Genomic DNA, 25,911 nt, shown 5'->3' with positions numbered 1-25,911 from the left:
GAGTTATTTTTTATGACGATAAACTGCAAAGGTGATTTGGTGGACCTTACCGTGCCCAAAGTGATGGGTATTTTGAACCTTACCCCCGATTCTTTTTTTGATGGTGGAACCTATAAAGATGAGGCTTCCATTTTGAATCGCGTTGAGGGCATGTTGAACGATGGAGCCACTTTTATAGATATGGGAGCCTACAGTTCCAGACCTGGTGCCGAACATGTTTCTGAGCATGAAGAATTGCAAAGGATGATTCCTATTGTTGATTTGGTCTTGAAACACTTCCCTGACACCTTGATTTCAATTGATACTTTTCGCAGTAAAGTTGCCTCCGAAAGTGTTGCACACGGCGCTGCCATCATCAACGACATTGCCGCAGGGAATTTGGACGAAGCTATGTTCGATGTGATTGCTGAATTGCAGGTGCCCTACATTATGATGCACATGAAAGGTACGCCACAATCCATGCAAAAAGAGATTGTTTATGAAGACCTTCTAATGGATTTGCGAACCTATTTTTCAGAAAAAGTGGCAGAGGCCACCTCAAAAAAAATAAACGACATCATCATTGACCCAGGGTTTGGATTTGCCAAAACAACAGAACAAAACTACACCTTGCTCAATCATCTAGATTTGTTTAAAACCTTTGGTTTCCCCATTTTGATTGGGTTAAGCAGAAAATCAATGATTTATAAAGTTTTGCAATCCAACCCTAAAGAAGCTTTGAATGGCACCACGGCCCTACATACCATTGCCTTGTTAAAAGGCGCAAATATTATTCGGGCACACGATGTACAAGAAGCCGTGGAATGTGTTAAACTTGTAGAAGCGTTGAAAGCCAATGCACTCTAGGCATTGGTTCTTCTATTTTTGCTAATTTTACAAAAACACTGCTATTGGATTTTCTAAATTTTCTCGATTTTCAAGTTACGGATATCATAGATATACTCCTCGTGGCAGCTTTGCTCTACTACGTTTATAAATTGGTTCGAGGAACTGTTGCCATCAATATTTTTATTGGAATCGTTATTGTTTGGGCGCTTTGGAAATTGACCGAACTGCTTCAAATGAAAATGATCAGCAGTATGGTAGGTGGATTCATGAACATTGGATTGATAGCATTGATCATAGTTTTTCAGCAAGAAATACGAAAGTTTTTGTTGATGATCGGGTCCACCAATTTTGCTAAAAAACGAAATTTCCTGAAGCACTTTAAATTCATGAAGCAGGATGTTATTGTCACCAAAACAGATGTTGAATCCATCGTTGGTGCCTGTGAAAAGATGGGAAGCACCAAAACAGGAGCCATTATTGTGATTGAACGCAACAATGCCTTGGATTTTGTAATGTCTACTGGTGATGCCATGAATATTGAAATCACCCAACCTATTCTGGAAAGTATCTTTTTTAAAAATAGCCCTTTACACGATGGCGCCATTGTGATTCAAGATAATTTTATCACTGCCACACGTGTGATTTTACCCGTTTCCAACGATAGAAATATTCCGTTACGATTTGGACTTAGACACCGAGCAGCGGTGGGTATCACGGAAAAAACCGATGCGGTTTGTTTGGTGGTAAGTGAGGAAACTGGAGCAATTTCTTATATAAAAAACGGGGATTTTATTCCTTTTAAGGGCCCCGAGGAGTTGACCAAAAAACTTAAAAAGGATTTGGAGCAATGACGTGCAAAAATTGTGAAGCCAAATTAAGAACCGACTACTTGTATTGTCCCAATTGTGGTGGAAAGGTAATTCGAAATAGAATCACGATTAAATATCTCTGGTTCGATGTTCTTGATCGATACTTTAATCTGGACAACACCTTTGTGAATACTTTTATTCACTTGTTTACCAAACCTGAAATTGTAATTGAAGGTTATATTCATGGACTTCGCAAAAAATATCTAAACCCGATAAGCTATTTGGGAATTGCATTAACGCTTTCCGGTCTTCTAATTTTTATGATGACCAAGTCCATAGACTTTATGCAATTTGACATATTCGATGTTGGGATAGAAACGGATTACCAGAAAAAATTAATGGCATTTGTCATGGATTATCAGTCATTGATTTTCATCATCTTTATCCCATTAATGGCTATAGCAGGTTGGTTATGTTTTGATGAGAAAAAATACAACTTCGCAGAGCGGACCATTATTTTCATGTATGCCTTATCCCATTTTAGCATTGTAATTTTTCTACCATCCTTATTACTTCTTATTATAGCACCTGAAAATTATATGACTTTTTCCATGTATGGATCCTTGTACATGCTAGTCTATGCAAGTTATGTGGTGATTCGCACGTCAAGCTCAAAAGGTTTAGCAATTGTTACCCGACTTATCTTATTCAATTTGTTATTTGGAGTTTTATATATCATGACATCCACCTTATTCCCAATCATTATGTTATTAACTGGGGAATTGACTTTACAAGACATGTTGCCTCCAGAAAAATAACAATTAAGCCACTTCCTCTGCCAAAAATTGGGCATTGTACAGGTCTGAGTAATACCCTCCGTTTTCTAGAAGTTCTTTGTGATTGCCAATCTCAACGATTTCTCCAGCATCCATCACAATAATCTTATCCGCTTTTTTGATGGTCGCCAAACGGTGGGCAATAATAATAGAAGTCCTGCCCTCGGTAATTTTGTCTGTAGCCTGTTGGATCAATTGCTCGGAATAGGTATCCACAGAAGATGTTGCCTCGTCCAAAATCAAAATACTAGGATTGCTCACATAGGCGCGCAAGAAAGCGATCAATTGGCGCTGACCGCTGGAAAGCATACTTCCTCTTTCCTTTACATTATATTGGTAGCCCCCAGGAAGACTGGAAACAAATTCGTGCACCCCAATTTGTTTGGCCGCTTCTTCAATTTGTTCTATGGATATATTTTCATCACGCAGTGAAATGTTGTGCGCAATGGTATCGGCAAACAAAAATACATCTTGCAGTACAATGGCAATATGTGATCGCAAAGAATGTAACGTATAGTCTTTCAAACATACATTATCCACCAATATTTGCCCTGAATTGATTTCGTAAAAACGGTTAAGCAAATTAATGATCGTGGATTTTCCTGCTCCTGTCGCCCCAACTATGGCCACAGTTTCACCTGCATTTACCTTAAAGTTAATACCATGAAGCACCTCTTCATCTGGAACGTAACCAAAATGTACATCTTTAAACTCAATATCCCCTTTTACATCGGCCTTCTCCACAGTGCCCTCATCGGCAATATGGCTATCCGTATCCAAAATTTTGAATACTCGGTTCGCAGCCACCATTCCCATTTGAAGGGTATTGAATTTATCTGCAATCTGGCGCAATGGACGGAACAATAGATCCATCAGGAAAAAGAAGGCAACAATCGCCCCCTTGTTGTCCATTCCAACATTTTCTATATTCTGAATTACTCCAAAATACACCACCAATCCGATACCAATGGAGTTGGAAATTTCAGCAATCGGAAAAAATATGGAGTTGTACCAAACAGTTTTCAACCAAGCATTTTGGTGTTTTTCGTTGATGACTCTGAACTTTTCCTTTTCAATTTCTTCACGGTTGAACAATTGCACTATTTTCATTCCAGCAATCCGCTCCTGAACAAAAGAATTCAAGTTGGACACTTGTGCACGCACTTCAACAAAAGCAACTTTCATGGCTTGTTGAAACAGACGAGTAGCAATCAAAATTATAGGTAGAATGGCAAAAACAATCAAGGCCAACTTCCAATTGATGACAAGCATAATAATTGCCGCGGACAACATTTTTAAGGCATCAGCAACGATCATAAAAAATCCTTGACTAAAAATTTCCCCGATACGTTGCATATCGGCTACGGCCCTTGTTACCAAAACACCTATGGAAGATTTATCGAAGTAGGTCATTTTAAAACCAGTCATTTTTGTGAATAGCTTTATGCGGATATCCTTGATTACCGATTCGCCCAAAAGATTCGCAAAATAATTGAACAGCAACTGGGTCGTTACTTGACCTAAAAGGAAGACCAACATCAATAAAACAGCATTCAACAATTGCTCACTGTCTTTACTTTCCAAGGATTGATTGATGATGTCCTTCACCAAAATTGGAATTCCAATAGCAAAAGCTGCGGATAAAATGGCAACAATGGCCACCAACCAAAAAATGCCACTATAGGGCTTGGTATATGAAAACACACGTTTGAAGAGCCTAAAATCAAACGCTTTTCCTGTATCCTTACTATCGCTCATTAAAAATATCTTTTGGATATAAAACCTTGGTCAAATATAATCCTTTTGCAGGTACAGAAACACCAGCTTCTGCCCTGTCCTTACTTTCTATAATTTTATGAATGTGCTCGGGGGTTATTCTGCCTTGCCCCACATCCAATAAGGTACCGACCACCGCACGCACCATATTTCGTAAAAAACGGTCTGCCGTAATGGTGAACACCCATTTATCTTCCTTTATTTCCCATTGAGCATGTCGCACATCACAAGTAAACGTCTTGACATCTGTATTGGATTTGGAAAAACATTCAAAATCGGAATAATCCAAAAGCAAAGCTCCTGCTTGGTTCATGACATCCAAATCCAAAGGTTGCAAAACACAATGGGCCAAATCAAAATAAAAAGGGTTCTTTTCTTTAACCAACCAATATTCATAAGTACGTTCTGTGGCATCAAACCTTGCATGTGCACTTGGCACCATTTCAAAAATGCCCTGCACAGCAACATCATCGGGCAAAAAGGAATTCAATCTGTACACCAACTCTTCGGTATCTTCAATTGTTTCAAAATCAAAATGGGCAAACATTTGTTTGGCATGTACCCCCGCATCGGTTCTCCCTGCACCAACTACTTCTATTCTTTTCCGAAGCAAGGTACTTAATCCCTTTTCCAAAACTTCTTGCACCGTAATGGCATTAGGTTGGTTTTGCCAACCGTGATATGCCTTGCCGAAATATGAAAATTGGATGAAGTATCTCAATGGAATCCCTTACTTTTAAGTCGATAAAGATAATTCAATCCCCACCAACATATTTCCAAGCGGATTTTTTTAGCATATTTTTAGCGTTATGACCAAGGTTTTATTGCTCTCCGACACCCACGGACACATTGATGACACCATTTTAAAATACGCTGCGCAGGCTGATGAAATCTGGCATGCCGGAGATATTGGCAATTTATCAGTAACGGACAAACTGGAGGCTTTAAAGCCTGTACGAGGGGTTCACGGCAACATTGACGACCATGTGATCCAAAAGGAATTTCCAGAAAACAATCGATTTATGTGCGAGGGTGTGGATGTTTGGATCACCCATATTGGTGGCTACCCTAACCGCTACAATATTCGGGTACGGGATGAAATCAAAAACAACCCGCCAAAACTCTTTATATGTGGACATTCCCATATTTTAAAAGTAATGCATGACAAAAAACTGAACTTGTTGCACATGAATCCCGGGGCTTGTGGCAAGCACGGATTTCATCAAGTTAGAACCATGCTCCGCTTTGTAATCAACGGGGATAAAATCTCTGATTTGGAAGTAATTGAATTGGGCAAACGCTAAAGTAAAAACCCCGGCCGGAGCCAGGGTTTTTTCGCACTAATACTACTAAGATGTTAGGTTCAACGTAAGCGATCAACAGATTTTACAAGATCTTCATCCTTTTTGATAGCCCTGTTTGCCAGGACCAGAAAAACGATAGAAAATACAGGAATCAGCATCCCAATACCCTTCTCAGAAACAACAGTTTCTCCGGATAAGCTTAGCGATCGATAAACGAAAAATCCTAGTAAAAAAAGATTTAATATCATATTCAATCTGTTTACCACAAATTGATTTTGTCGCTTTTTGTACATTAAAATTGAAACCACCGCCAATACGGTCACCACATAAAAGACGAGGCTTACAAGAACTTCATCTTGGGCAAAGACTTCCTTACCGTTAACTTCAACCCAAAGATTCAGAAAAAATGGCAATACGCCCGAAATTAGGCCTACTACCAATAAAAAAAACGTCTGAATTCGTTGAATCATTGTGCAAATTGATTTCGAATTGCAAAAATAGGCGTCTTTTTGGGAATTGAAACGATATTCTTGAAAAATAATTCGTATTATTGTGTCGTTATTAGCAAGCACCTACCTAGGAACTCTTTCTTCCTGTAGCATCCAAAATAACCTTACTTCATATTTAGAATCACACAAGTTTAACTTATTTCTTTACTTAATGTTTGAGATTTCAGATCTAAAAGCTAAAAAGCTTCCTGAGTTGCAAGAGATTGCAAAAGACCTTAACGTTCCCAAATTCAAGACTTTAAAAAAATTGGATTTGGTCTATCAAATTTTAGACGTTCAGGCTTCCAACCCCAAAGCGGTTGCAGAAACCGTTGCCGCCCCTACCTCCACAGAGGAAAAATCTGCTCCTAAACCAAAACGCACTAGGACTCCCCGCAATAAATCAAATGATTCTGTTACGGACAAAAAAGAAGATTCCAAACCAAAAGCTGCCCCCAAAAAAGAAACGCATCAAAAAAGTGATGATTCAAATAGTCAGCAGCCTCAGAAAAAGGACAACAGACAAAACAACAATAACAACCAAAAGAATCAAAACAACAACCGCAGGAACAACAACCAGCAACACAAAAACCAACACGAAAAAAAGAGCAGTAATTTTGATAAGGATTTAAAAAACAGGTACAAAGAACCTGAATATGAGTTCGACAGCATTATTGAGAGTGAAGGTGTTCTGGATATTATGCAAGATGGTTACGGATTTTTAAGATCTTCCGATTACAACTATCTTTCTTCTCCAGACGATATTTATGTTTCCCAATCACAGATCAGGTTATTTGGTCTAAAATCAGGTGATACCGTTTTAGGAAACATCAGACCTCCAAAAGAAGGTGAAAAATATTTCCCTTTAATTAAGGTAAACAAAATTAACGGATTGGACCCTCAAGTGGTTCGTGACCGCGTGGCCTTTGAACACTTGACTCCTTTATTTCCTAAGGAAAAATTCAAATTGGCCGAAAAACAAAGTACCATTTCCACAAGAATCATGGATTTGTTCTCTCCAATTGGAAAAGGACAAAGGGGAATGATCGTTTCCCAGCCTAAAACAGGTAAAACCATGTTGCTTAAGGACATTGCCAACGCAATTGCCGCTAACCACCCAGAGGTTTATCAAATTATATTATTGATTGATGAACGTCCTGAAGAGGTTACCGATATGCAACGTAATGTGCGCGGTGAGGTTGTGGCTTCTACTTTTGATAAAGAAGCTTCAGAGCACGTAAGAGTGGCCAATATTGTATTGGACAAAGCAAAAAGATTGGTTGAATGCGGACACGATGTGGTGATCCTATTGGATTCCATTACCCGTTTGGCCCGTGCCTACAACACCGTACAACCAGCCTCTGGTAAAGTATTGAGTGGTGGTGTGGATGCCAACGCATTGCACAAACCAAAACGTTTCTTTGGTGCGGCCCGTAATATTGAAAATGGTGGTTCCCTTTCCATTATCGCCACTGCATTGACAGAAACCGGTTCTAAAATGGACGAGGTGATCTTCGAGGAATTTAAAGGTACAGGTAACATGGAACTTCAGTTGGATCGTAGAATCTCCAACCGTAGAATTTTCCCAGCCATTGATCTTATTTCTTCTTCAACACGTAGAGATGATCTTCTGTTGGATGAAAACACTATTCAACGTATGTGGATTATGCGCAAATATTTAGCGGATATGAACCCTGTGGAAGCTATGGAGTTTATGGAGCAACGCATTAAGCAGACCAAAAACAATGAGGAGTTTTTGCTCACCATGAACAACTAGATTATCCCTTTAGAATACATAACTTAGAAACCCTCCACTATTTTTTGGAGGGTTTTTTATTACATGCATTTAAAGAAATGCTTTATCTTTAAATCGGTTTCCCCAAAAACTGAACTTTTAAACACTTATACCATGAAAAACATTCACAAAGGAACCCTTGCTGTGCTAGGGTCTGTGCTTTTATTGTTGGGCAGTTGCCAACAAGGAGCCAAAAAAGATGAATCCACCGCCCCTACAACTTCCGAACCCGTTGAAGCAGAACCCGTAGCCCCACCTAAAGGCATTATATCGCTGGATGAGTCAAAATCGCTTTATGATAATTACACTAAAAATAGAGTGGATATGATTGAGCGTATGGAATTGGAGCAATATCCAGATGAAAAGTTTGAGGCTTCTCGCTTCACTTCATTTACCTATTCAGACATCAAACAATATATGGCCTACATAGAACAAGAGGCCAAAGAAGCTAATGTAGACATCTCCTCATTGCGTTTTTATTTCGCCAATTACCCCAACACTCCTGATTTCCCTGATGGAAAAAAAGTGGTGCACCCTAGACAAAATTCTATTTTTATTGTACCAACCATTAAGGTAGATGGCGAAGATTACGGATTTTATATTGGAGCAGATGGCAATGCCAAATTGATCAAGGATGCAGTGGGCAGTACTGAAACTGGTTCAACTGATAGCAATGACAAATCATACGCCAGCATGCTGCCCGTTTTTTTACAAGATGACACCAGTCTTAACTTAAACCACGGTAGTTCAGGCCCTCCACCATATGGTGATTTTTAAAAATGCTTCAAGATTTTTATAAATATTTGGTTGAGGTTTTTTATGTCCCCCTTTATCTAATTACTTGGATTGTAGCCTTGTACAGATACCGAAGGTATTTTGACACACCTTTGAAGTATCTACCCATGATAATTATCTATACTTTTTTCACAGAGTTACTAGGCACATTTATTAAATATAGTAATGACTTCCAATTTTTTTCTGACATACGCTATTCTTGGCACAATGTCATTATTTACAATCTTTACCAATTGGTTTTTTTTCTTTTTTTCTTCGAAGTCTATCGAAAGGTTCTCAAAAATAAAAAACATCAAAAATGGGCTCGTTACGGAAGTTACCTTTGCTCTATTGCTTACATCGTAAATGCAATCATCTTTAATCCTTTGCACAATGGAATGAGCAATGCCCATATTATTGGCTCAATAATCCTGGTTTTCTTGATTGTGATTTATTTTAAAGAAAAAAAGGACGAAGGAAGATATCCAGCTTTAAAGGACAACCTTATGGTTTGGGTAAGTATTGCGCTATTAATGTTCTATTTACCCTTCCCCTTAATTTCCTTGTCGTACAAAATAAAAGATTTGGATATTGGAATACGTGCCATTTTACGCCCGCTACTATTAACTTCAATAGTTTTAATGTACGGCACCATAATTTTTGGACTGATCATTAGCAAACGAAGAGCATTTAGGTAATCAGTGTTTTAAAAAAATTAAAGCCTCCTTCAACGGAGGCTTTTTTATTACATTTACAACCCTATAAATTCACTGTAATTTAAGAGGTTACAATTCACCAATGGAAGGATTTTACACATTCATCACCCAACATTACATTCTCCCATTTTATCTTATTGTATGGATCGTGGCCATGGCCCGTTACAGTACTTATTACGACACCCCGTTAAAATACTATCCCATGTACTTAATGTACACCTTTCTCACTGAAGTATTGGGCTATTTAATCAAGTATTTTGAAGAGTTCCAGGTGGTAAATGTTGAAAAATACAGCTGGTACAATGTATTGATCTTCAACATTTATTCGGTGATTGCTTTTATGTTTTTCTATTATGTCTATTGGCTAGTGTTAAAACAAAAGCATAACAAAAAGTGGATTGTTATTGGAGCTGCGGTAACCTTAACCAGTTATGGCATCAGTTTATTTTTCCAAGATCCTTTTTATAGCAACCTGTATTATGCTGATATGATTGCATCTTTTGTCTTGTTGTTCAACATATGGCTTTATATCAAAGAAAAGAAACAAGAAGACAGTCCCTACCCCATGAAATACAATCTGATGTTTTGGACCAGTTTGGGACTGGGTGTTTTTCACATCATTTATCCATTCCTGTTCTGGGTAGGCTACGAGATTCCACAAATCTGGATTGATTACAACTTTCGAACAATTCTAAGGATTTCCATTTTGTTCATGTACGGCACTTTCCTAATCGGAGTTCTAGTGCACCGTCGAAAAGCCTTCCGTTAAAATCGTTTATTTAATAAACTGTATTTTTAGTATTGTCCGATTGTTCGGATAACTACGACTACTGCATGGAAGAATTCTATGGTTTTTTAATCGATAATTACACAATTCCACTTTATTTCATTACTTGGATTGTGGTTATTTTCCGTTATCGCATCTATGTGGACACCCCCTTAAAGTTCTTTCCAATATTTATCATTTACACCTTTCTAACTGAAGTGTTGGGATATTTAATTTGGCGATTTGATGAGTTTCAATTTTTAGCAGATGATGCCTACAGCAACTACAACGTAATTGTATATAATTTTTATGCATTCATCTCATTTCAATTTTTCTATTATGTTTACTGGAATGTGCTGAAGCGTGAAAAGCATAAAAAGTGGGTGATGTACGGTGTTTATACAAGCATATTGGCTTTCTTGGTCAGCCTGTTCTTTCAAAACCCATTTCACATCAGCTTGTACTATGCAGATATTATTTCTTCACTTATTTTACTGATTTGTATTGGCTTGTACATTCATGAAAAGCGAACAGACAAGGAAATGTATCCCACAAAGCACAACCTTATGTTTTGGACAACTTTGGGATTGGCCATCTTTTATTGCTTTTTTCCAATCATATATTATTTGGGACACGAATTACCCACTGTAGCCTCAAATTATGGTGTTTTTAATATTTTGATGATCGTGGTACTTTTCATGTATGCCTGCTTTATTGCTGGTGCCATTTTTGGTAGAAGAAAAACCTTTAGATAAATAAAGCGCAAAAAAAACGCCCCCGAATGGGAGCGTTTTTCAAATATCTTTAAATCAAGAATTACATTCCTGCAACCTTGCTCATCAACTTACTCTTAAGGTTTGATGCCTTATTGGTATGGATAATGTTCTTTTTTGCCAATTTATCGATCATACCAACTACTGTAGGCAACAAAGCTTCGGCAGCTTTTTTGTCTTCCTCGTTACGCAATTTTTTGATAGCATTACGCACAGTTTTGTGCTGATATCTGTTACGCAAACGTACCGCTTCGTTTCTTCTGATTCTCTTTAATGCTGACTTATGGTTTGCCATTGCTTATAATTAATTCTTTCTAAATACTTTTTTTGTAGCCCGTAGGGGAATCGAACCCCTGTTACCAGGATGAAAACCTGGCGTCCTAACCCCTAGACGAACGGGCCATTAATTTCAATTTAGGGATTAAAATCCCATTTTCAATAAGTCCATATGAACTTTAGTAGCCCGTAGGGGAATCGAACCCCTGTTACCAGGATGAAAACCTGGCGTCCTAACCCCTAGACGAACGGGCCATATGGTTGCACAATTGCGGATGCAAAAATACAACTATTTTTAAGTCTTGCAACAGTAAATATTATTTTTTGCATCCTAATTAATAGGCCTTTGCAAACAATACCCGTTGCGAAGATGGTTTTCCTGTCACAATACAGCTACCATCTTCCTGTTTTGCATTCAATGGAATACAGCGTATAGTGGCTTTTGTCTCCTCTTTTATCTTATCCTCTGTCTCCATGGAGCCATCCCAATGCGCTGATACAAAGCCTCCTTTTTCTTCCAACACCTTTTTAAATTCGTCATAAGAATCCACTTCGGTGATGTGACTATCCCTATAATCCAAGGCTTTTTGGAAAATGTTCTCCTGCATTTCCTTCAACAAGGCTTCAATCTTGTCCACAATGTTATCAGCAGCAACTGTTTCTTTCTCCAAAGTATCCCTGCGGGCCACTTCAAATGTACCATTGGCCAAATCACGCTGACCAACCGCCAAACGAACAGGAACACCTTTCAACTCATATTCGTTGAATTTGAAACCAGGCTTATGTGTATCCCTATCATCAAATTTTACCGTGATTCCTTTGGCACGAAGCTCCTTCACCAACGGATTCACTTTTTCAGAAATGGCATCCAATTGGTCCATTCCTTTATATATAGGTACAATTACAACTTGAATTGGCGCCAAGTTCGGAGGTAATACCAAACCGTTATCATCACTGTGAGTCATTACCAACGCACCCATCAAACGGGTAGAAACTCCCCAAGAAGTAGCCCAAACATGCTCCTGCACCCCTTCTTTGCTGGCAAATTTTACATCAAAGGCCTTGGCAAAATTCTGTCCCAAAAAGTGCGAAGTACCAGCTTGAAGTGCTTTACCATCTTGCATTAAAGCTTCGATACAATAGGTTTCCTCTGCTCCAGCAAATCGCTCGCTCTCGGTTTTGGTTCCCTTAATCACAGGAACACCCATATACGTTTCCACAAATTCGGCATACACATTCATCATGAGTTCGGCTTCTTCCAAAGCCTCCTCTCGTGTGGCATGTGCAGTATGCCCCTCTTGCCATAAAAATTCAGCAGTTCTTAGAAAAAGTCGGGTACGCATTTCCCATCGCACCACATTGGCCCATTGGTTAATTTTTAAGGGAAGATCTCTGTAGGATTGAATCCACTTGCGGTAGGTATCCCAAATTATAGTTTCGGAAGTTGGACGAACAATAAGTTCCTCTTCCAATTTTGCATCTTCGTCCACAACAATACCACTGCCGTCCTCAGCATTCTTTAATCTATAGTGTGTCACAACGGCACACTCCTTGGCAAACCCTTCTACGTGACTTGCCTCCTTACTTAAGTATGATTTTGGAATAAATAAGGGAAAATAGGCATTTTCATGACCTGTTTCCTTGAACATTTTATCCAATTGAGCTTGCATTTTTTCCCAAATGGCATAGCCATAAGGTTTTATCACCATACAACCCCTAACTCCTGAATTCTCAGCTAAGTCCGACTTTACAACAAGTTCATTATACCATTTGGAATAATCTTCTGCTCTACTTGTTAAATTTTTACCCATCTATTGAACTTTGGCACAAAACTTGTGTTTTCTTTAATAAAATAATTCGGTAAAACTAGTTATTTTTAATATGTTCAACAATAAAAATTGCACCATGTTAACGTCTTTACCCCTCAATAAACTACAGACCTTTTCCATGTTTTCCGTCATCGCTCTATTGATGGCGTCATGTGGATCTTATCAACAAGCCTCTTATTACGATGATGGAATTTATTCCAGCAGAGACCGTGTTGTTTATGTGGAAAAACAAAATCCCGAAGCTGTTCGAAATGCAGAAATGGAGAACAATATTTATGGGGATTATTTTGGTGAAAAAGCCAATGAATATGGCGAGATCTTAGATGGTGAAATCTTCACAGATGTTGATAGTTACTCAAGTCAAATGGCCAACGACACCATTCCCTATGGTGAGCAAACGGATTACTTTGCTTATAACAACAATTACAACGGAAATCCAGGTTGGGGAGACAATCCTACAAGCATCTCTATAAATGTTTATGGCAACAACTGGGGCTGGGCCAACTACGGTTGGGGTGGTTACTGGGGTTGGAATAGCTGGGCCTGGGGTTACCCTTACAATAGCTGGGGCTGGGGATGGTACAGTCCTTGGAGATATAGCCGTTGGGGCTGGGGTTGGAATACTGGCTGGGGTTGGAACGCTGGCTGGGGCTGGGCTGGATATGGCTGGAGATGGGGTTACCCATACAACGGCTGGGGCTGGAACGGATATTACGGAAGAGATTATGCATACATGTCGGGCAGAAGAGGATATTCACGAATTCCTGGAACCACTTTGCGCTCAAGAAATAGTTACACCAGTGATTTTAGAAGAAATAGCGGTCGCTCCAATTCAGCAGTGACCAATAGAAGCAATAATCTAGCGAGAAGAAGCAACAGCAGCTACACCAATCGTGCAAATACACAACGATATTCAAGAAGCGCTGCAGCTACTCGAAACCAAAACTACAGAACAAGCAGAAGTACTCGATCTACGGCTGGTTATTATAATAGAAGCAGTAGAACAACCCGTCCTTCATACGGAACCTACTCCCCCAACAGAAGCTCAAGAAGCTATAGTGGAACAAGTAGACCGAGCACAAGAAGCTCTTATCCAAGCTATAGAGGAGCTACAAATAGTTCTAGATCATACTCAACACCTTCAAGAAGCAGTGGCTACAGTAGACCTTCGTCCTCTACAAGAAGCTCAGGAAGTTACCGAAGCAGCGGTTCTTCTTCCAGAAGCTCAGGGGCCGTTAGAAGCTCAGGTGGTAGCAGTTCCAGAAGCTCTGGAGGTGCTTCCAGGTCTTCAGGTGGTTCACGTGGTGGTGGAAGCCGAGGTGGCAGACCATAATATGCTAAAAACTATTCCTTTAATCTAAATCAAACAAAATGAAAAGAATCTCAACTTTCATCATGGTAATGGTATGTGCTTATGCCAGTGCCCAGACCATAGATGATGTACTGCGATTTAGCTCGGAAGACCTACAGGGAACCCCAAGGTTTCAAGCTATGGGAGGTGCCTTTGGTGCATTGGGTGGCGATTTAAGTGCCATCAACGTAAACCCTGCAGGGTCGGCGGTGTTCAACTATAACGAAATCACTTTTACGGGAACCAATTACCACCGAAACAATGACGCTTTTTATGGTGGTGGAATGACCAAAACAACGATGAACGACCTCAACTTTAATCAAGCTGGTGGCGTGTTTGTTTTTCAGGCTTCAGACAAAAACCCATGGCGGAAAATTGCCCTTGCCGTGAATTACGACATGGTTCAGAACTTTGAAAATGAGTTCTTGGCAAGGGGAAGCTCATCGGTGGGTATTGATAATTACTTTTTGAACTTTGCACAAGGAGAACCTTTAGGACCATTAAGAGTTCAGAACGGAGAATATATTGAAGATGCCTATTTGGATATCGGCTCTAGTTTAGGATATGGACCACAACAAGCATTCTTAGGTTTCCAAGCGGGTATTATTGAACCTGTAGCTGATGATGACAGCAATACTTCCTACTATTCAAACGCCGATTACAGCAGTGTGAATCAACGCTATATCAACAACACTTCTGGATACAATAGCAAGTTCACTTTTAATTTTTCCGGTCAATACAAGGAAAATTTATATGTGGGAGCGGCATTGAATTTTCACTCTGTTTTTTACGATCAAGTCACCTACTTTGATGAGGATGGGTATAATGCCAATTCCCTGATTCAAAGCAGTTCGTTCGATAACTTTTTACACACTGATGGCTCTGGATTCTCTTTTAGTTTAGGCGCCATTGCCAAATTGAGCGAAGCGGTTCGTATTGGAGGAAGTTACCAGTCCCCTACTTGGTATAGATTGCGAGACGACACCTCTCAACGCATCAATTCAAATTTGGCGGTTTCAGATATCAGCTACATCAACTTCGGTATCGTAAACCTATATCCTGATTATAGAATCCAAACACCTGCAAAAATTACAGGTAGTGCTGCGCTTGTTTTTGGCAAGTCTGGTTTGATCAGTTTTGATTACGGCTATCAAGATATGTCCCAAGCAAAGTTGAAACCAACATCTGACCCTAGTTTTTCAGATGAGAACAATTACATTTCAAACACTTTAGGCGTTGTGAACACCTATAGAATTGGAGGAGAATACCGAATTGACCAAGTAAGTTTAAGAGCAGGATACCGTTTTGAAGACAGTCCGTATGAAGATGGAAGCACAGTGGGTGAATTGAATGCGTATTCCGCTGGTATCGGATACAATTTTGGCGCTAGTAGAATTGACCTATCCTACACCAGAATGGAGCAAGATGTAAATACCTATTTCTTTGATGGAGGTCTTGACCTAGCCAGTTTAGTGAACAGGGTAAACACCAATATTTCATTGGGCTACTCCATGAAATTCTAAACAAGAAATTAAAAAATTGAATAAAGGCTGGAAGAAATTCTGGCCTTTTTTTATCGTACCAACGAAAAATGCCTACGTACTTGGGTGGCTACAATTACACCATCCTCATCCTTATCATAATCCAATCGGAACCAATAATCGGATGACGGCATATCCCGTCCATTAAAGGTACCATCCCAACCTAAATTGGTATCCAATTGCTTTAGCAACTTTCCATAACGGTCGAATATATAAATAACAGGATTGGTCAGTTGTTCTACTCCCAAAACATTCCAAGTATCGTAAATTCCATCACCATTGGGTGTAAAAAACTTGGGATAGCCCACAACCAAAAATTCAGCTGGTTCCGAAGTACCACATCCATTTTTATCGTTGATCACAACTGTGTTTACCCCTGGAGGCACATCATAAAAAATAGGACTATCTTGAAACTCTCCACCATTGATGGCATATTCGTAATCCCCATCACCTACAGGAACAATTTCTACATTATAAGGATCTGTTTGATCACTCGAAACCAAATCATCTATAATTCGAACCTCATCCAATTCTGGCTGACCATAAAAAGTTATCAGGACATCGTCAGAATAAATTTGTCCAAGACTGTTTTCAATGGATACGAAATAACGTCCTGAATCTGGACTCGAAACCGTATACTCTGTCTCAGTGGCACCTGTAGCCAAAACTTGGTCAATCGTGCCATCATCGTCCCAATCCACCGTCCAAGTTATGTTGTTCAAGTTTGGACCAGCAGGTGAATTCAACGCACTCAAAACAATATCTGGATCACCTTCGCAGGCCACAATATCAAATCCTAAAAACTCATCTCTCAACGTACAATCCAAAGCCGTATCCTGATCTTCATCCACAGAAGACCCTGTAAATGTCAAGATGAAATCCTCTGGTTCATCATCAAAATTTGTATTGTAATTATTAATGTAGAGGTAATAAATCTCACCCTCGGTCACATTCAACCATTCATCATAGGTATTTTGACTCGCCTTCACAAAAGGAGCTCCTTCCCTACCATCCACTGGATTCACGCCAATTCCTGTAAAACCTGTGTCATTATATTCGTAATTACATCGAATGGGCTGGGCAGAGCCATCACCAATAATTGTACAGTAATTAGCCCCTGAATCTTCATCAAAAGGACCATACAATGCAAAATCCCATTCCGCGGTAATAGGTCCACCTGGGTTAACTGGAAGCGCTTCAATATCAAATCCTATTTGTCCATTCGTACCTGCCCTAAAAACATACCAAGCTGAGTTGTTCTCTATGTTTGCCGAGCTCACACTCCCTTTTTCCAAACAGCCTGTTTGGGTAATCACCTCAGGATCAAAATCATCGATATCACCCCCACCATCTGTAGTCCCCATAATAGGGGCATCGGCACAAACAGGAATTGCAGTTCTACAATCTGGGGAGTTTTGTGCGCTTACCTGTAGCTGAAAGAAAACAATAAGGCATACGGCACTAAAAAGAGCTCTCATAGAGTTTGGGCTAAAGGTTATGCTACATAACCTGTATAACTAAAGAAAGTAGGTTTTAGTATACAATAACCGAAAAATTAAACAGTTAATCGATGAATAACAATTTGATCATCTTCTTAAAGAGAAATGGCTTTGCAAATATTTGGCAAAGATTCGGTTACCATCATTATCCAAATAAGAAAGTTTAAACCAATAATCGGTAGAAGGAAGTGGTTTTCCTTGAAAATTACCATCCCAACCTGCATCGAACTGGCTCATTTGCTTGATGAGCTTTCCATAACGGTCATAAATGGTGACAATGGGCGAATTCAGGGTTGAAAGTCCTTCCACTTGCCATAAATCGTTCAACACATCTCCGTTGGGAGTAAATGCGGTCAAAAATCCGACAACCACAATTTCTTCCACTACTTCGCCACAACCATAAAGGTCGCGCATGTGAACTGTGTGAACTCCAGGCGGAACACCTTCAAATATATTGCTGGATTGGTATTCTCCTTCATTTAGAGCAAATTCGAATTCACCTTGCCCCTCCGTATGAATGGTTACTACATTGTTGACACTCATATCGGCAATATCGATACTGGTAATCACTGGCATTTCAGAAATAGAAACTGTAACCGTTCGGGATGATTCACAACTTACGCCATTTACGATATTGGATACGGTAAGGGTATATTCTCCAGCTTCAGTTATTTGAATGGTAGGCGTTTGCTGCCCTGTATTCCACATATATTCAAAATTTGGAACAGGATAAGCCTCTCCTATTTCCAAAGACCCGACGGTTTCGCAAATCACTTCTTGCTCAGAAAATGTCAAAACTGGAGACTCAATCACTTCCAAAACAAAACTTTGTGAAGCATCAAAGCAATTGGAATTGGCCATTGAAGTGGTTCGCACATAAATAGTTTCTTGACCCACTAGAGTTGTATGCTCCTTTTCCAAAGGATGAATTCCCATTGTGGCATCAGATGGAGAACTATGGTAGCTAACCATAAAATCATTTGGACTTTGATTACCTAAAGCTTCAACATCTTTGGTATTTAAATCAAAAGTCATGGAATCCGTTTGGCAAAAAGTTTCATCTGAAACTTGATTGGTCATGGGGCTTGGGTTGAATCCTACTTGCACATCACTAATAATTGTTTCAGCATTGGTGGCAACTACTACTCTATAATCTCCTGAAGCAGTTACTGTATAAGTAGCAGAAGTAGCTCCAGTAATCTGAGAATATCCAGACCCTGTATTCATGAACCAACTGTAGTTTAAAGCATCGGCAGTGGTAGCATTCAATTCCACATTGTCACCTTCACAAGCCGCAATCGGAGGCCCCAAAAGGTTACTAACAATGGAACAATCCAATGCATCGTAAGGATTAGTTTCCCAGATGGTTCCTGTAAACTGAATGGAAAAACCAGAGTTTACATTGCTATAATTATTGATGAAAAGATAGTAATCCTGTCCTGGCTCAACTTCCAACCAATCTTCAAAATGAACAGAATCTGTATTGCCCGTTGGATCTTCACCCACACCAATAAAACTCACCCCTTCGCTATTATCGAAAAAGTTACATCGTATAGGGTCACCCAACAGATTACAATCTGAGGCTTGATATAATGCAAAATCCCAATCTTCGGTACTGTCATGTCCGATATTAAATCCAAGTTGTCCTGAAGCATTGGTCCTAAATCTGTACCAAGCCGAATTGGATTCAATCGTTCCCAAAGTCGTGGCCTCCAAACAGCCCGTAGCCGTTGCCCCATTAAAGTCATCACTTCCAAAATCGTAGGTGCCACCATTCACAGGTGTGTTGCTACAAATAGGAATGGCATCCACACAATCTTGCGCAATCTGTGCATTAACAGCTTGACAAAATAGGGACAATAAAAAGACTCTGGCGAAATTCTTAAACATAAAAGACTGTAGGTTTGCGCATTATAAAAGTACCGCCACTCTTGCCTTAACAATAATTTATGTTGTCAATCAACCGATACCAGATGTTAAATCGTTGATTAATGTATATCTTTGCTCTCCTGAATAAACAGCTATGAAATTAGAGCAGGCTTTGGAAGAACAATATGAGGAAAGAGGTAACGATCACGTTGGCTCTTCAACGGAAACACCAATGAGGAAAGATGCTTTTGTATTGAGCGATGACGAAAAAATCGAAAGAATACAAAAAAGCGTTAGGGAAATTATGCTCACTCTTGGACTTGACTTGGATGATGATAGTTTGAACGGCACTCCAAAACGTGTGGCAAAAATGTTCGTGAAAGAAATCTTTGGCGGACTTCATCCCGATAGAAAACCGAACTCCTCAACCTTTAGCAACAAGTACAAATACGGTGAAATGTTGGTGGAAAAGAACATTGTTCTTTACTCTACTTGCGAGCACCATTTGTTGCCCATTGTTGGCCGTGCACACATCGCCTATATTTCAAATGGCACTGTTGTTGGGCTTTCCAAAATGAACCGTGTTGTGGATTATTATGCCAAAAGACCTCAAGTACAAGAGCGTTTGAACATTCAGATTGTAAAAGAACTTCAAGAAGTTTTGGGAACTGAGGACGTTGCCTGTGTAATTGATGCCAAGCACCTTTGCGTAAATTCAAGGGGAATCAGAGATATTGAAAGCAGCACGGTAACCGCGGAGTATGGAGGAAAATTTAAAGATGAGGCCGTTCGCAGGGAATTTTTGGATTACATCAACCTAGATACCGAATTTTAATCCTAAACGATTAATGCAACTGTATAAAAACCAACACCTACGCATCCACAATTCACTTTCTGGACAAAAAGAACTATTCGAACCCATAGATGAAGGCTACGTGGGCATGTATGTCTGCGGCCCAACCGTGTACAGCAATGTACACTTGGGCAATTGCCGAACCTTTATGTCTTTTGATATGATCTTTAGATACCTTAAACACTTAGGGTACAAAGTTAGATATGTGCGTAACATTACCGATGCGGGTCACTTGGAGAACGATGCAGATGAAGGTGAGGACAAGATTGCGAAAAAAGCCAAATTGGAGCAAATAGAACCTATGGAAGTAGTGCAACGCTACACCGTGGATTTCCATAATACCATTCAAAAATTAAATCTGTTGCCCCCCAGCATTGAGCCAACGGCTACTGGGCATATTATCGAACAGATTGAAATCATCAAAGAAATCCTAGAAAAAGGGTTGGCTTATGAAGTAAACGGTTCAGTTTATTTTGATGTGGTAAAGTTTAACGAAGACCACGATTACGGTAAATTGAGCGGACGAAAGTTGGAGGATATGATCACCAACACCCGCGAACTTACCGCTCAGGATGAAAAGCGAAACCCTCAGGATTTTGCCCTTTGGAAAAAAGCCGAACCACAACATATTATGCGCTGGCCATCACCTTGGGGAGATGGATTCCCAGGCTGGCATTTGGAGTGTACAGCCATGAGCACCAAATACTTGGGTGAAACTTTCGATATTCACGGCGGTGGAATGGACTTGAAATTCCCGCACCACGAATGCGAAATTGCCCAAGCTGAGGCAAGTACAGGAAAATCTCCTGTAAAATATTGGTTGCATGCCAATATGCTTACCCTAAACGGTAAAAAAATGTCCAAATCCACGGACAACAATATCTACCCAGCAGAAATTTTTAGTGGGGACAACAACATTTTGAGCAAACCCTATACTCCAGCAGTGGTGCGCTTTTTTATGATGCAGGCCCATTACACCAGTATATTGGATCTTAGTGATGATGCATTATTAGCGTCTGAAAAAGGCTACCACCGATTAATGGATGCTTTAGACAATGTTGATGGTTTACCAACCTCCAATACTTCAGATTTTGATGTGGCAGCATGGAGGCAGAAATGCTATGATGCCATGAACGACGACTTCAATTCTCCAATTCTGATTGCGCAACTTTTTGATGCCGTTAAAAACATCAACCTGATCAAGGAAGGTAAATCTGGAATTTCAGAAGCAGATAAAACGGAGCTTTCTGCAACTATGAAAGCTTTTGTGTACGATGTACTTGGCATCGAAAATCAATCGTTGGCGAATGATGATTCCACAGCTTTAAATGGGGTGATGGAATTGTTGATTCAAATGAGAAATGAAGCCCGTGCCAATAAAGATTTTGCCACTTCTGATAAAATCAGGGATGAACTCAATGCTTTGGGTATTCAAATCAAGGACGGAAAAGACGGAACCACTTTTAGTCTGAACTAGGCTTTAATCTTTCTTGAATTTTGATTGATACTGTCCTGGTGAAACGTGGATTTTTCGTTTGAATAGCCTGTTGAAATAGGAACGGTTCTCAAACCCACATTCCAGATAAATTTCCTTTATTTTTTTATCGGGATCCTTCAATAAATTGATAGCCATTTTAATGCGCTCGCTATTAATGAAGTCGATTGGTGTAACCCCCAATTCCTCTTTAAAGGTTTTGTAAAAATGGGATTCGCTCATGCAGGCCTTTTTACTCAAATCACTAATGGACAATTGCTCATGCAAATGGGTTGAAATAAAATCCATTACATAGGCCAAACGATTATTTGAACTTAATTTCGAAGCATTTTTTGCATAGTTATCCCGTTCATTGCCTTGTAATATGCGAATAATCAGCTCCTGCAACATATTGTCCACAAAAAAATCTTTTGAAGGGTGATTTTCCGTGAACAGGTACAGCAAGCGTTGGATAATACCATAAATACTGGCATCGTTGGTAAAATGATAGTTATAATCCATCAATGCCCATTCGGAACCATCCACTTTGGGCATTTGTTCGTTCATCAAATTGATGACATTATTGATCTTTTCATCGGAAATGGCCATTGCCAAACAACGCGTAGGATTGTCCACATCCGCTTCAGGAAAATCAATACACATCACCTCATTCGAAGGAAGAATCAAGGATTCTCCTGGTAAAAAATTGAAAGATTCCTTATCACGTAAATGCATCACCTTCTTACCGATCAACATGGAAGCCAAAACGGGCTGATCAAACTGCAACAAAACCTTCTCCGCCTGTAAATGGGTCTCAAAAACATGCATAGAGGCATTGTTCAGCGTATACGAAGTTTGGTTCTCGACCAAGTGCTCCAGCTTTCGCTCCTTAAAAAATCGTTCGGGTAATCGCATATTAAATTACTACTCCTTAATATATTATATGTTTAGTTATTAAATATAAAAAATTCAAAGTCAATATTTGTTAAATATTCAATAACAAAGAGAATCGGTCATGTCATTAATAGAATACGTCAGATGCACAGAACTCAAAATCAATACTTTTAAAATCAGTCAGTTGAACCATGCACGTTCAACCTACAAAAATTAACTTAAACAACAGTATTATGAGCAATGTACAAACTACGGAGCGCAACGTTTTGGAAAAACCAAAATTTAAAGCGCAATACGAAAATTACATCGGTGGAAAATGGGTTCCACCAACCAAAGGAGAATATTTCGATAATATTTCTCCTGTAGACGGAAATTCTTTCACCAAAATTGCACGATCTACCGCTGAAGATATTGATAAGGCCTTGGACGCCGCTTGGGCAGCTGCACCAGAATGGAACAACTCATCTGCCACTTACAGAAGTAACCTTTTACTTAAGATTGCCGACGTTATGGAACAAAACCTAGAAGTTTTGGCCCGTGCAGAAACTTGGGACAATGGTAAGGCACTTCGTGAAACACGCGCTGCCGATATGCCATTGGCCATAGACCACTTTAGATATTTTGCAGGTGTTATCCGTGCAGAAGAAGGTTCGGTCAGTGAATTGGACTCCAACACCGTTTCCATGAACGTTTTGGAGCCGCTTGGTGTGGTTGGACAAATTATTCCATGGAACTTTCCATTATTGATGGCCGCTTGGAAGATAGCGCCAGCCTTGGCTGCGGGTAACTGTGTGGTATTAAAACCAGCAGAGCAAACCCCTGTGGGCATCCTTATATTAATGGAATTGATCGAAGATATTTTACCTGCAGGTGTACTGAATGTGGTAAATGGTTTCGGTTTGGAAGCAGGAAAACCGTTGGCTTCCAGCCCAAGAATCAACAAAATTGCCTTTACTGGTGAAACCACCACAGGACAATTGATCATGCAATATGCATCTAAAAACATCATCCCTGTGACTTTGGAATTGGGTGGTAAATCACCGAATGTTTTCTTTGAAAGCATCATGGAAGCAGACGATGAGTTCTTCGACAAATGTTTGGAAGGTGCCGTTATGTTTGCCTTGAACCAAGGTGAGGTTTGTACCTGTCCATCCAGGATTTTGGTTCAAGAAAGTATCTACGACAAATTTATTGAGCGCGTAGTGGAAAGAACCAATGCCATCAAATTAGGTCACCCACTAGACCCAACCACCATGATGGGAGCACAAGCCTCCAACGATCAGTATGAAAAAATCCTTAACTACATCCAAATAGGAAAAGAAGAAGGATGTGAAGTACTTGCAGGTGGTGAAGCTGCATACAACGAAGGTTTGGAAGGCGGTTACTACATAAAGCCAACCATATTAAAAGGAAACAACAAAATGCGCGTGTTCCAAGAAGAAATTTTTGGCCCTGTAGTGTGTGTGACCACTTTTAAGGATGAAGCTGAAGCTTTGGAAATTGCCAACGACACTTTATACGGATTGGGCGCTGGAGTTTGGACTCGCGATATGCACCAAGCCTACAAAATCTCAAGACAAATTGAAGCAGGTAGAGTTTGGGTAAACTGTTATCACGCATACCCTGCTCATGCACCATTCGGAGGATACAAAAAATCTGGAATCGGTAGGGAAACACACAAAATGATGTTGAACCACTATCGCCAGACCAAAAACATGCTGATTTCTTACGACAAGAATAAGCTTGGATTCTTTTAGAATGAAAGATTTGACAAAACGGGTCTTGGTCACGGATCGAGCCAAAGAAGTTATCGACCAATTGAGGGAACGCCATGGTGAACTTATGTTTCACCAAAGCGGAGGATGTTGCGACGGCTCATCACCCATGTGTTTTCCTAAAGGTGAATTAATGCTAAATGACAACGATGTGCATTTGGGCAGCATTCACGGTTGCAACTTTTATATGAGCAAAGATCAGTTCGAATATTGGAAACACACCCAATTGACCGTGGATATCACCACGGGAAGGGGTTCCAGCTTTAGTTTGGAAATTCCAATGGGACTTCGGTTTGTGATCAAATCCAGATTGTATACAGATAATGAAAGAGAAAATTTAGAGCCTCTTGTACCAGTAGAGGATGTTTAGTGCGAGCCCCGATTTATCGGGGCTTTTTTTTACCTTGTACCCGCAGACACATCGCGCATGAAAAAGATACTGATAGCCCCTTTTGTTCTTTTGGTGAAATTGTACCAATATTTGATTTCGCCCATGCTGCCCGCTACCTGTCGCTACTCCCCCACTTGTTCACAATACACATTGGAAGCTTTACGGAAGCACGGCCTCTTTAAAGGAGGATGGTTGTCCATAAAACGTATAGCCAGTTGTAACCCTTGGGGTGGAAGTGGTTATGACCCCGTTCCTTAAAATTGAAGTCGCAATTCAACGCTTCAACCAATCAAAGTAGTTATATTAGTCCAAAAAATAATCAAGATGTATTTCCTTGGATTTGATTGGAACCCCGAAGGAACCCTTTTTAAACTGGGTTTTTTACAGATAAAATATTATAATCTTCTTTGGATCGCTGCCTTTGTTGTTGGGTGGATGCTCATGAAAAAGATCTTCCAAAATGAAAAAAAATCCATGGAACAATTGGATTCCCTTTTCATTTATTCGGTAGTTTCCATTATGTTGGGTGCACGTTTGGGCCACGTATTCTTTTACGATTGGGATTATTATAAAGATCACATAGCCGAAATTTTACTTCCTATCCGCGAAAGTTCCGATGGTGCTCTTTTTGGCATCATCAATGGATACGAGTTTACAGGATTCACAGGTTTGGCCAGCCACGGTGCCACCATTGCCGCCATAATTGGGATGATTCTCTACACCATAAAATGGAAAGACATAAAAATCATGTGGCTTTTGGATAGAATGTCAGTGCCCGCTGCCCTTGGTGCGGCCTTTATTCGTATCGGAAATTTTTTCAACTCCGAGATCAATGGTGATGTTGTAAAAGATAAATCATACATTTTTGCCACCCGTTTTATCCGTGATTCGGATGACATGCCTGCATACAAAGCTATGGCCTTAACAAAAGAACCTACAGAAAATGCAGCCTACAAGGCCATTCAACATAATCCAGAATTTTCACAGCTTTTACAATCCATTCCTTACCGTCACCCAGCGCAATTGTATGAAGCTTTCGGTTACCTTATCGTGTTTGCCATCATGTATCTGGTGTATTGGAAAACTAAAAAAGATTATAAACCTGGCTTTTTATTCGGTCTGTTCTTAGTGCTTCTTTTCACGGTGCGCTTTGTGGTTGAATTCTATAAAAAGAGTCAAGGAGGATTTGAGGACAAGCTTGGATATTTAACCACAGGACAATGGTTGAGTTTTCCGTTGATTGCTGCAGGACTTGCTTTAATGATAAAACCACGGTTGGAAAGTAAATACTAAC

General features: G+C 39.8%; 25 protein-coding genes and 2 tRNA genes. 17 read left to right on the top strand and 10 right to left on the bottom strand.

Annotation, left to right across the window (positions count from 1 at the left end; translation table 11 throughout):
• Window positions 1-12: 12 nt before the first annotated feature.
• From folP to BLQ18_RS07925, 3 genes are read left to right on the top strand one after another with little or no spacing between them, the layout of a single operon-like run.
• Window positions 13-846 (top strand): dihydropteroate synthase, encoded by an 834-nt coding sequence (folP, locus tag BLQ18_RS07935; protein ID WP_090294031.1) that lies wholly within the window; start codon window positions 13-15, stop codon window positions 844-846.
• A 44-nt stretch (window positions 847-890) separates the two neighbouring features.
• Window positions 891-1,679, top strand: coding sequence for a diadenylate cyclase CdaA (gene cdaA, locus BLQ18_RS07930; protein WP_090294028.1), 789 nt, complete (start codon window positions 891-893; stop codon window positions 1,677-1,679).
• Window positions 1,676-2,455, top strand: coding sequence for a DUF3667 domain-containing protein (locus tag BLQ18_RS07925; protein WP_090294025.1), 780 nt, complete (start codon window positions 1,676-1,678; stop codon window positions 2,453-2,455). Before cdaA ends, BLQ18_RS07925 begins: the two co-directional genes overlap by 4 nt.
• Before the next feature lie 3 nt (window positions 2,456-2,458).
• On the opposite strand, the gene BLQ18_RS07920 is transcribed toward BLQ18_RS07925, so the two are convergent.
• Both BLQ18_RS07920 and truA read right to left on the bottom strand, forming a co-directional pair.
• Window positions 2,459-4,231 (bottom strand): ABC transporter ATP-binding protein, encoded by a 1,773-nt coding sequence (locus BLQ18_RS07920; protein ID WP_090294022.1) that lies wholly within the window; start codon window positions 4,229-4,231, stop codon window positions 2,459-2,461.
• Complete coding sequence (truA, locus tag BLQ18_RS07915) at window positions 4,221-4,970, bottom strand: tRNA pseudouridine(38-40) synthase TruA (protein WP_090294021.1); 750 nt, start codon at window positions 4,968-4,970, stop codon at window positions 4,221-4,223. The genes BLQ18_RS07920 and truA overlap by 11 nt, the downstream gene beginning before the upstream one ends.
• An 88-nt stretch (window positions 4,971-5,058) precedes the next feature.
• On the opposite strand from truA, the gene BLQ18_RS07910 reads away from it, so the two are divergent.
• Window positions 5,059-5,553: a metallophosphoesterase family protein gene (locus BLQ18_RS07910; protein ID WP_090294019.1), complete on the top strand. Its 495-nt coding sequence runs from the start codon at window positions 5,059-5,061 to the stop codon at window positions 5,551-5,553.
• A gap of 59 nt (window positions 5,554-5,612) precedes the next feature.
• Here BLQ18_RS07910 and BLQ18_RS07905 read toward each other — a convergent pair whose 3' ends face one another.
• Window positions 5,613-6,023: a DUF4293 domain-containing protein gene (locus tag BLQ18_RS07905; RefSeq protein WP_090294018.1), complete on the bottom strand. Its 411-nt coding sequence runs from the start codon at window positions 6,021-6,023 to the stop codon at window positions 5,613-5,615.
• 190 nt (window positions 6,024-6,213) lie between these two features.
• Between BLQ18_RS07905 and rho the strand changes: the two genes are divergently transcribed.
• The 5 genes from rho to BLQ18_RS07880 all read left to right on the top strand — a co-directional run bounded on the left by rho (window position 6,214) and on the right by BLQ18_RS07880 (window position 10,847).
• Window positions 6,214-7,818: a transcription termination factor Rho gene (gene rho, locus BLQ18_RS07900; protein ID WP_090294016.1), complete on the top strand. Its 1,605-nt coding sequence runs from the start codon at window positions 6,214-6,216 to the stop codon at window positions 7,816-7,818.
• A gap of 132 nt (window positions 7,819-7,950) precedes the next feature.
• Window positions 7,951-8,613: a hypothetical protein gene (locus tag BLQ18_RS07895; protein ID WP_139150378.1), complete on the top strand. Its 663-nt coding sequence runs from the start codon at window positions 7,951-7,953 to the stop codon at window positions 8,611-8,613.
• Between the two features lie 395 nt (window positions 8,614-9,008).
• Window positions 9,009-9,308 carry a hypothetical protein gene (locus BLQ18_RS16890; RefSeq protein ID WP_139150377.1) on the top strand — a complete coding sequence of 100 codons (300 nt, stop codon included), beginning with the start codon at window positions 9,009-9,011 and terminating at the stop codon, window positions 9,306-9,308.
• Window positions 9,309-9,408: 100 nt separating this feature from the next.
• Entirely contained in the window at window positions 9,409-10,095 is a 687-nt protein-coding gene (locus tag BLQ18_RS07885) for a hypothetical protein (RefSeq protein ID WP_090294009.1), read from the top strand.
• Window positions 10,096-10,160: 65 nt separating this feature from the next.
• Window positions 10,161-10,847, top strand: a complete 687-nt coding sequence (locus BLQ18_RS07880; RefSeq protein WP_090294007.1) for a hypothetical protein — start codon at window positions 10,161-10,163, stop codon at window positions 10,845-10,847.
• A gap of 61 nt (window positions 10,848-10,908) precedes the next feature.
• Here the strand turns inward: BLQ18_RS07880 and rpsT are convergent, their stop codons facing one another.
• The 4 genes from rpsT to proS all read right to left on the bottom strand — a co-directional run bounded on the left by rpsT (window position 10,909) and on the right by proS (window position 12,952).
• Window positions 10,909-11,160, bottom strand: a complete 252-nt coding sequence (rpsT, locus tag BLQ18_RS07875) for a 30S ribosomal protein S20 (protein ID WP_090294003.1) — start codon at window positions 11,158-11,160, stop codon at window positions 10,909-10,911.
• 35 nt (window positions 11,161-11,195) lie between these two features.
• Window positions 11,196-11,267, bottom strand: a tRNA-Glu gene (locus BLQ18_RS07870).
• A 57-nt stretch (window positions 11,268-11,324) separates the two neighbouring features.
• A tRNA-Glu gene (locus BLQ18_RS07865) sits at window positions 11,325-11,396 on the bottom strand.
• Window positions 11,397-11,476: 80 nt separating this feature from the next.
• On the bottom strand, window positions 11,477-12,952 hold the full coding sequence (proS, locus tag BLQ18_RS07860; protein ID WP_090294001.1) for a proline--tRNA ligase: 1,476 nt from the start codon (window positions 12,950-12,952) through the stop codon (window positions 11,477-11,479).
• 94 nt (window positions 12,953-13,046) lie between these two features.
• Between proS and BLQ18_RS16885 the strand changes: the two genes are divergently transcribed.
• Window positions 13,047-14,303: a hypothetical protein gene (locus BLQ18_RS16885; protein WP_139150376.1), complete on the top strand. Its 1,257-nt coding sequence runs from the start codon at window positions 13,047-13,049 to the stop codon at window positions 14,301-14,303.
• Between the two features lie 38 nt (window positions 14,304-14,341).
• Window positions 14,342-15,844, top strand: a complete 1,503-nt coding sequence (locus BLQ18_RS07845; RefSeq protein ID WP_090293992.1) for an OmpP1/FadL family transporter — start codon at window positions 14,342-14,344, stop codon at window positions 15,842-15,844.
• Window positions 15,845-15,894: 50 nt separating this feature from the next.
• On the opposite strand, the gene BLQ18_RS07840 is transcribed toward BLQ18_RS07845, so the two are convergent.
• Together BLQ18_RS07840 and BLQ18_RS07835 are read right to left on the bottom strand one after the other, a co-directional pair.
• Window positions 15,895-17,340, bottom strand: coding sequence for a T9SS type B sorting domain-containing protein (locus tag BLQ18_RS07840; protein WP_090293990.1), 1,446 nt, complete (start codon window positions 17,338-17,340; stop codon window positions 15,895-15,897).
• Window positions 17,341-17,448: 108 nt separating this feature from the next.
• Window positions 17,449-19,251 carry a T9SS type B sorting domain-containing protein gene (locus tag BLQ18_RS07835; RefSeq protein ID WP_090293988.1) on the bottom strand — a complete coding sequence of 601 codons (1,803 nt, stop codon included), beginning with the start codon at window positions 19,249-19,251 and terminating at the stop codon, window positions 17,449-17,451.
• A gap of 133 nt (window positions 19,252-19,384) precedes the next feature.
• On the opposite strand from BLQ18_RS07835, the gene folE reads away from it, so the two are divergent.
• Both folE and cysS read left to right on the top strand, forming a co-directional pair.
• A complete protein-coding gene (gene folE / locus BLQ18_RS07830; protein WP_090293986.1) occupies window positions 19,385-20,065 on the top strand; it encodes a GTP cyclohydrolase I FolE in 681 nt (226 codons plus the stop codon).
• Window positions 20,066-20,078: 13 nt separating this feature from the next.
• Entirely contained in the window at window positions 20,079-21,560 is a 1,482-nt protein-coding gene (cysS, locus tag BLQ18_RS07825) for a cysteine--tRNA ligase (protein WP_090293985.1), read from the top strand.
• 3 nt (window positions 21,561-21,563) lie between these two features.
• Here cysS and BLQ18_RS07820 read toward each other — a convergent pair whose 3' ends face one another.
• On the bottom strand, window positions 21,564-22,472 hold the full coding sequence (locus BLQ18_RS07820) for an AraC family transcriptional regulator (protein WP_090293983.1): 909 nt from the start codon (window positions 22,470-22,472) through the stop codon (window positions 21,564-21,566).
• Between the two features lie 212 nt (window positions 22,473-22,684).
• Between BLQ18_RS07820 and exaC the strand changes: the two genes are divergently transcribed.
• The 4 genes from exaC to lgt all read left to right on the top strand — a co-directional run bounded on the left by exaC (window position 22,685) and on the right by lgt (window position 25,910).
• Entirely contained in the window at window positions 22,685-24,208 is a 1,524-nt protein-coding gene (exaC, locus tag BLQ18_RS07815; protein WP_090297426.1) for an acetaldehyde dehydrogenase ExaC, read from the top strand.
• Window position 24,209: 1 nt separating this feature from the next.
• Window positions 24,210-24,596, top strand: a complete 387-nt coding sequence (locus BLQ18_RS07810; protein ID WP_090293981.1) for a DUF779 domain-containing protein — start codon at window positions 24,210-24,212, stop codon at window positions 24,594-24,596.
• Window positions 24,597-24,653: 57 nt separating this feature from the next.
• The gene (gene yidD, locus BLQ18_RS07805) at window positions 24,654-24,875 is read left to right on the top strand and encodes a membrane protein insertion efficiency factor YidD (protein ID WP_090293979.1); all 222 of its coding nucleotides are present in this window, start codon (window positions 24,654-24,656) and stop codon (window positions 24,873-24,875) included.
• A gap of 66 nt (window positions 24,876-24,941) precedes the next feature.
• Window positions 24,942-25,910 carry a prolipoprotein diacylglyceryl transferase gene (lgt, locus tag BLQ18_RS07800; RefSeq protein WP_090293977.1) on the top strand — a complete coding sequence of 323 codons (969 nt, stop codon included), beginning with the start codon at window positions 24,942-24,944 and terminating at the stop codon, window positions 25,908-25,910.
• The last annotated feature ends 1 nt before the right edge of the window (window position 25,911 follow it).

The sequence above is a fragment of the Flagellimonas zhangzhouensis genome, assembly GCF_900102925.1.
Classification (GTDB): domain Bacteria; phylum Bacteroidota; class Bacteroidia; order Flavobacteriales; family Flavobacteriaceae; genus Flagellimonas; species Flagellimonas zhangzhouensis.
This window is presented reverse-complemented; position numbering and strand designations above follow the sequence as displayed.